General features: G+C 35.6%; 8 protein-coding genes. All 8 read left to right on the top strand.

The window, feature by feature from the left end:
* Positions 1 to 666 precede the first annotated feature (666 nt).
* The 8 genes from D1Z92_RS15660 to yabA all read left to right on the top strand — a co-directional run bounded on the left by D1Z92_RS15660 (position 667) and on the right by yabA (position 6,318).
* Positions 667 to 840 carry a sigma factor G inhibitor Gin gene (locus D1Z92_RS15660; RefSeq protein WP_240666776.1) on the top strand — a complete coding sequence of 58 codons (174 nt, stop codon included), beginning with the start codon at positions 667 to 669 and terminating at the stop codon, positions 838 to 840.
* A 141-nt stretch (positions 841 to 981) separates the two neighbouring features.
* Positions 982 to 2,448, top strand: coding sequence for an aminotransferase class I/II-fold pyridoxal phosphate-dependent enzyme (locus tag D1Z92_RS15655; RefSeq protein WP_164931656.1), 1,467 nt, complete (start codon positions 982 to 984; stop codon positions 2,446 to 2,448).
* 23 nt (positions 2,449 to 2,471) lie between these two features.
* Entirely contained in the window at positions 2,472 to 3,113 is a 642-nt protein-coding gene (gene tmk, locus D1Z92_RS15650; RefSeq protein ID WP_128896615.1) for a dTMP kinase, read from the top strand.
* A 154-nt stretch (positions 3,114 to 3,267) separates the two neighbouring features.
* On the top strand, positions 3,268 to 3,597 hold the full coding sequence (gene darA, locus D1Z92_RS15645; protein WP_128896614.1) for a cyclic di-AMP receptor DarA: 330 nt from the start codon (positions 3,268 to 3,270) through the stop codon (positions 3,595 to 3,597).
* A 21-nt stretch (positions 3,598 to 3,618) separates the two neighbouring features.
* Entirely contained in the window at positions 3,619 to 4,068 is a 450-nt protein-coding gene (locus D1Z92_RS15640) for a YaaR family protein (protein WP_306438823.1), read from the top strand.
* A 90-nt stretch (positions 4,069 to 4,158) separates the two neighbouring features.
* A complete protein-coding gene (locus D1Z92_RS15635) occupies positions 4,159 to 5,136 on the top strand; it encodes a DNA polymerase III delta subunit-related protein (RefSeq protein WP_128896613.1) in 978 nt (325 codons plus the stop codon).
* A 1-nt stretch (position 5,137) separates the two neighbouring features.
* Complete coding sequence (locus D1Z92_RS15630) at positions 5,138 to 5,947, top strand: PSP1 domain-containing protein (protein ID WP_128896612.1); 810 nt, start codon at positions 5,138 to 5,140, stop codon at positions 5,945 to 5,947.
* 20 nt (positions 5,948 to 5,967) lie between these two features.
* Positions 5,968 to 6,318, top strand: a complete 351-nt coding sequence (gene yabA / locus D1Z92_RS15625) for a DNA replication initiation control protein YabA (protein WP_128896611.1) — start codon at positions 5,968 to 5,970, stop codon at positions 6,316 to 6,318.
* The last annotated feature ends 21 nt before the right edge of the window (positions 6,319 to 6,339 follow it).

Here is a 6,339-nt window from a genome sequence, read left to right as displayed (position 1 = left end):
CCGTTAAGCCCTCTAGCGCCGATGGTACTTGGACCGAAGGGTCCTGGGAGAGTAGGACGTTGCCAAGCAACTTTAAAAACCGTCTCGATATGAGACGGTTTTTTTAGAAGTGTTATTATCTATTTCTTCTTCTACGAAGGATTCTAATTAAAATCCTGATTGCTCTCACCAATCTTCTTCTTCTGATAGCCATGAAACATCACCTCCATATTTTATTAAATGCAGATGGGCAAGCTATTGCTTGTGTATAAGACGTGGTTCAAGCATGCATTTTCAAATGCCAAGATAATGATGTTAAATGCAGAAGGAGTTTCAGTTCAAAGAAATGATAGAAGCATGTTTTTATCATATAAAACATGAAAAAGCCGTCTTAAACAGACGGCTTTTTAAATATCTATATTGTTTTTCATTATCTATTTCTTCTTCTACGAATGAGTCTAGCCAAAAGTCTAGCTGCTCTCACCAATCTTCTTCTTCTAATAGCCATGAACGTCACCTCCATGCCTTATTAAATGCAGGTTTTTAAAATATTGCTTGTGTATAAGACATAGTGCAAGCATGTATTTTGAGAGGTAAATATGAAATAATAAAAACAAAATACACCGTTTAATCGTTTATATAATATTTATTAGGGTATATTAAAGCTAAAAAGAAGGTGGTATGGTGATGAATCATTACTGCATCATATGTGATCAATTTAAAGAAGAAGCAGTTTCTGTTTATTTATCTTTTATTTGTTTAGACTGCGAGCAAGCTATTGTAAATACAGAAACCACAGATGAAAAATATGAATTTTTCATTCAACAATTAAGAGCACTTCGATATAAAAAGAATGCCTAAATAAATAATCTTCATTACAACTTCCTGCTGTTTCATTCATACATGCACATGTAATGTATCTTTTCAGTAATTGCTTGTCTTAGTGAATGGCTGTACAATAAGAAATATATTAGAATGAAGCAGGAAATGGTGAATTACTATATGAATCAGCAGCAAAAGATGCAGCAGAAAAAAACGCCGTTATATGATGAATTAAAAAATCATTACACCAAACGTCCCGTAAGTTTTCATGTGCCAGGCCATAAATATGGTCAGGCTTACGAACATGATTTTGCAACATATCTTCCATTACTTCATATAGATGCTACGGAAATAACAGGATTAGATAACTTACAAGATCCGCAAGAGGTCATCATGGAGGCGGAGCAGTTAGCAGCGCAATGTTTTGGGTCTGATCAAACATTCTTTCTTGTTGGCGGGTCCACTGTAGGTATTTTAGGTATGTTGATGGCAGTTTGCGCTCCAAATGACGTGCTTATTGTAGATCGTAATATACATCAGTCTGTTATACATGGTCTTATGCTTGCTAAGGCAAAGGCTGTTTTTTTGCCTGTTACTATAGATGAACAATACGGTTTACCTTGTGGAATAGATCCACATCATTTGAAGCAAGCTCTACAACAATATCCAGAAGCGAAAGGCATTTTAACTACGAATCCAAACTATTATGGCATTTCCTCCTCATTAGAAGAAATCGCGTCTATCGCTCATCATCATCATAAATTATTATTAGTAGATGAGGCTCATGGTGCACACTTTGGCTTTCATCCTAATATTCCATCTTCTGCACTAGAACAAGGTGCAGATATTGTAGTACAATCCACTCATAAGATGTTAACCTCTATGACAATGGGAGCCATGTTGCATACACAAGGTGAACATGCAAACGCACTACCTATTCGGAAAGCATTAAATATGGTGCAAAGTTCAAGCCCCTCATACCCTATATTAGCTTCATTAGACATAGCTAGAAAACAAATAGTAGTGGATGGGAAGCATCTTATAGATAAAAGCTTACAACATATTACTCAGCTTCTTAAGGATATAGATTCATTACCAGCCATTCAATATATAAAACAACAACACAATACTGATAAAAAGCTAGATCCATTTAAACTTATGCTTTATGATGCTACTGGGATTTTAAGTGGAAAAGAACTACAGAAACAATTAGAGCATAGAGGGTGCTTCGTTGAATTAGCAACTTCACGCTACGTGCTTATCGTTTTTAGCATAGCTACCACCCAACAAGACCTAAAACGTCTTAGTGATGCATTAAAAGACATTGTTCATCAATATAAGCTTCGTAGTGAAAAAAGGGAAACAGCAACGTATTCAGTGCATTTTGATCAGGAAATAACAGAAGTGTTGTCTTTTACTTCTCCGCTTCATCAAAATCAACCGATACATCAAAAACATATACTGAAATCGATTGGATACTATGCTAAAAATATGATTGTTCCCTATCCACCTGGTGTGCCATTACTTTATGCAGGACAACAAATAACGGAAAAAATAGCACATCAACTCATGCACATACTACAGGAAGGGAGCAGTGTAATTGGCTTGTCTGGGAATGAAATATTGGATGTATACGAACGTGAATAACAAAGCAGATTTGAGGGTTTAAAATGACAAAAAACACACAAGGTATATTTATCACAATAGAAGGTGGAGAAGGTGCAGGGAAAACAACGATCCTGCAATTACTGGAAAAGGAACTGGCAAACAAAGGCATCCCGTATACATTTACGAGAGAGCCTGGAGGTATACGAATAGCGGAAAAAATAAGAGATATCATTTTAAATAAAGAGCACACGGAAATGGACGGCAAGACGGAAGCTTTACTCTATGCCGCGGCAAGAAGGCAACATCTTGTAGAACGCATTTTACCGGAAATACAGAAAGGGACTCTCATTTTATGTGATCGGTTTATTGATAGTAGTCTTGCTTATCAAGGCATAGCAAGAGGAATTGGATTAGAGGCTATACTAGACATCAATATATTCGCGATTGAAGACTGTTTTCCGCATCTAACATTATATTTAGATATTGAGCCAGAAGAAGGATTGAAAAGAATAGGTAGCAATAAAAATAGAGAAATAAACCGATTAGACATAGAACATATTACATTCCACCATAAAGTAAGAGAAGGTTACTTACAACTATTAGAGCGATACCCTAATAGAATAAAAAAAATAGACGCAAGTAGTACACCAGAGCATGTCATGCAACAATGCCTTCAATATATTATGGAAACAGTAAATGAGTAAAAAACCTCGGAAAAAGTAATTCATTTTTCCTCTTTGCACAATTTTCCTTACTTTGTTGTATAATGGTGTAAACATAACATAAAAACTCATAAATGATGTAATTCAAACACAAGCTCACGATGTTAGCTTCACCATACAGGGAGGGAATGAAATCATGAAAATGGTCATCGCTATCGTCCAAGATAAAGATAGCCAACGCTTATCGAATGCACTTGTCAAACAAAAGTTTCGTGCGACTAAACTAGCTAGTACTGGAGGCTTTTTACGAGCAGGTAACACAACATTTATGATCGGTGTGGAGGATCACTTAATAGATAATGTGTTAGAGGTAATCAAAGCAAATTGCAAAACTAGAGACCAAGTCGTTAACCCTGTTACTCCACTTGGTGAAACGACAGATTCATACATCCCATTTCCCGTAGAAGTGCAAGTTGGAGGCGCAGCTGTTTTTGTTGTTCCTGTCGAAAAGTTTATAAACTTTTGAATATGAAAATAAGGATGATATATGATGAAAATTAATCCTGGCTTTCGTTCTACTAGTAAAGAAATATCACGGACAGATCACCAAGCGTCGGATAGATTGAGAATGAAAAATTTCCCTGACATGATGCAAAAGCAGCAACAGCAATCCTCTCAAGAACAGCTGGCCAAACAAATTGAACAGATACATGTACAAGGAAATCGCTTGATGAAATCGATGACCATTCGTGAATTGCACATATACAAAAATATGTTAAGGCACTTTTTAGAAAATGCAGCAAAAAAAAGTGTGGGTATGAAAGATATTAGAGGCATCGATAGAAGAGGAAGAGGAAAGCGATATAAATTATTAAAGGAAATAGATCAACAGTTAATGCTTTTGTCAGATGAATTACTACAAAAAGAGCAGGGTAGAGTAGAATTATTAGATAAGGTAGGGGAAATAAAAGGACTGCTTATCAATTATTTATATTAGCTTTACCTGCTGTACCAATATATATATTCTGTATACTATGTGAAAAATACATCTATAACATACATAACCTATGGTTTGGAGAGTTACATTATGCCGTTTGACCAATTTATTGGCCAGGGAAACGCTATTACGATGCTTAGACGTAGTTTACAACAGGACATGCTCTCACATGCTTATTTGTTTTCTGGAGTTCCTGGCACTCCAAAGGACGACATGGCCATTGTTTTTGCCCAAGCGATGTTTTGTCTGCTCCATGATGATGATGCTTGTGGAGAATGTATGGAATGCAAAAAAATAGAGCATGGAAACCATGCTAATATAAACATCTTAAAAAGTGATACATCATCTATAAAAATTGATGAAATTCGAGATATAAAGCAGAAACTCGAATTGAAGTTGTCAGAAAGTGAAAAAAAAGTTTTTATTATTACAGATGCAGACAAAATGACGACCCCTGCTGCCAATAGCATGTTGAAATTTTTAGAAGAACCTGCCAGTGGTATCATATTTATTTTAACGACATCCAATATGAAAAGTATTTTGCCTACTATACGCTCTAGAAGCCAATGGGTTCCTTTAGCTGTTATGTCTAACATTACAGTAAGAGATACGCTTGTGAAAGAGGGTTTCTCCGTTGTTTTGGTGAATACCGCACTTAAAATGACAGCAGGAATAGATAGCGCAAGAAATTTACTCCAAACAAATTGGTTTGCAGAATTAAGAACGGTAATGATACAATTGGTGAAGGAATGTTTTAAAAATCCTATTGCTGCATCCATTTATGCACAGCAAAAAATAATCAAATCTACTCTGAGCGAGTATATAGATAGCATGTTTGATTTATTTGCTTTATTTTTCAAAGATTTTATATATTTGGGGGGAGGAAAAGAAACACACATTTTATTTGAAGATGAAAAGCAGTGGATGTTAGAGCACGTTCACAAACATACAATGGAGCGCTGGATGGAGCTTATGCATTTAGCGTTAGAATCAAAAAAGAGACTCCGATATAATGTCAGTCCGCAACTGGCGCTGGAGAAATTTCTATTCAACATGAAGGGGGGATAAAATGTATTCGGTTATCGGAGTGCGCTTTAAAAAAGCTGGAAAAATTTATTATTTTGACCCGTTAGGGCATGATATAGTAAGAGATTGTGAAGTCATTGTGGAAACGGCAAGAGGTATTGAATTCGGTAAAGTCGTTACGGAGCAAAAAGAGGTTGCTGAAGACGATGTTGTATTGCCATTACGTAAGGTCATTAGAGTAGCCAATAAAAATGACCTTAAAACAGTTCAAAGCAATGACAGTGCTGCCAAAGATGCATTTGAAATATGTTTCAAAAAAATAGGTGATCATCAACTGGATATGAAGTTAGTTGATGCTGAATATACATTTGACAGAAATAAAGTCATTTTTTACTTTACCGCTGATGGAAGAGTGGACTTTCGAGAACTAGTAAAAGATTTAGCAAGTATTTTTCGCACAAGAATTGAACTTAGGCAAATTGGTGTGCGGGATGAGGCGAAAATACTCGGAGGGCTTGGTCCATGTGGTCGTCCATTATGTTGTTCGACTTGGTTAGGGGATTTTGAACCCGTTTCTATCAAGATGGCAAAAGACCAGAACTTATCTTTAAATCCTACTAAAATTTCTGGATTATGCGGAAGATTAATGTGTTGTCTGAAATATGAGCATGATAATTATGAAAGCATGAACGGAACAGAAGTACCTTCAGTAGGAAAGAAAGTAGTAACATCAGAAGGGGAAGGAAAAGTAATTTCTATAAATGCGAAAGATAGATTAGCGCAAATTCTTTTATTTGAAAATAATAAAACGGTTAAATTACCTTTTGAAGATGTGGCTGAACAAGAAGATTGATCGTTCACTGAGGTGAAATTGTGGATAATAAACACATGTATGATGAAATCGTAGATGTTGAAAGTAAATTAAAGTCTGCACTAAGTGAGTTTGTTGAGATGAAAGAAAAAATTACTTCGTTAATTGAAGAAAATAAACGAATGAGCTTAGAAAATCAGCGATTACGTAAAATGTTGGCTGAGCATCGTCAAGTTGAAGACAATCAGCAAACAGATGAAACAAATGAAGAAGACCATGAGTCATCTATTGGAGAAGGATATGATAATTTAGCTCGCCTGTATGCAGAGGGTTTTCATATTTGTAATCTTCATTATGGACAGTTAAGAACAGAAGGCGATTGTCTTTTCTGTTTATCATTTTTAAATAAATAAGTGTAAAATAAAACCGTAGAC

The sequence above is a fragment of the Longirhabdus pacifica genome (assembly GCF_004115085.1).
In the GTDB taxonomy this organism is placed as follows: Bacteria; Bacillota; Bacilli; order Paenibacillales; family DSM-105158; genus Longirhabdus; species Longirhabdus pacifica.
Note: the sequence above shows the minus strand (reverse complement) of the source record. Positions and strands in the feature narration are given on the sequence as shown.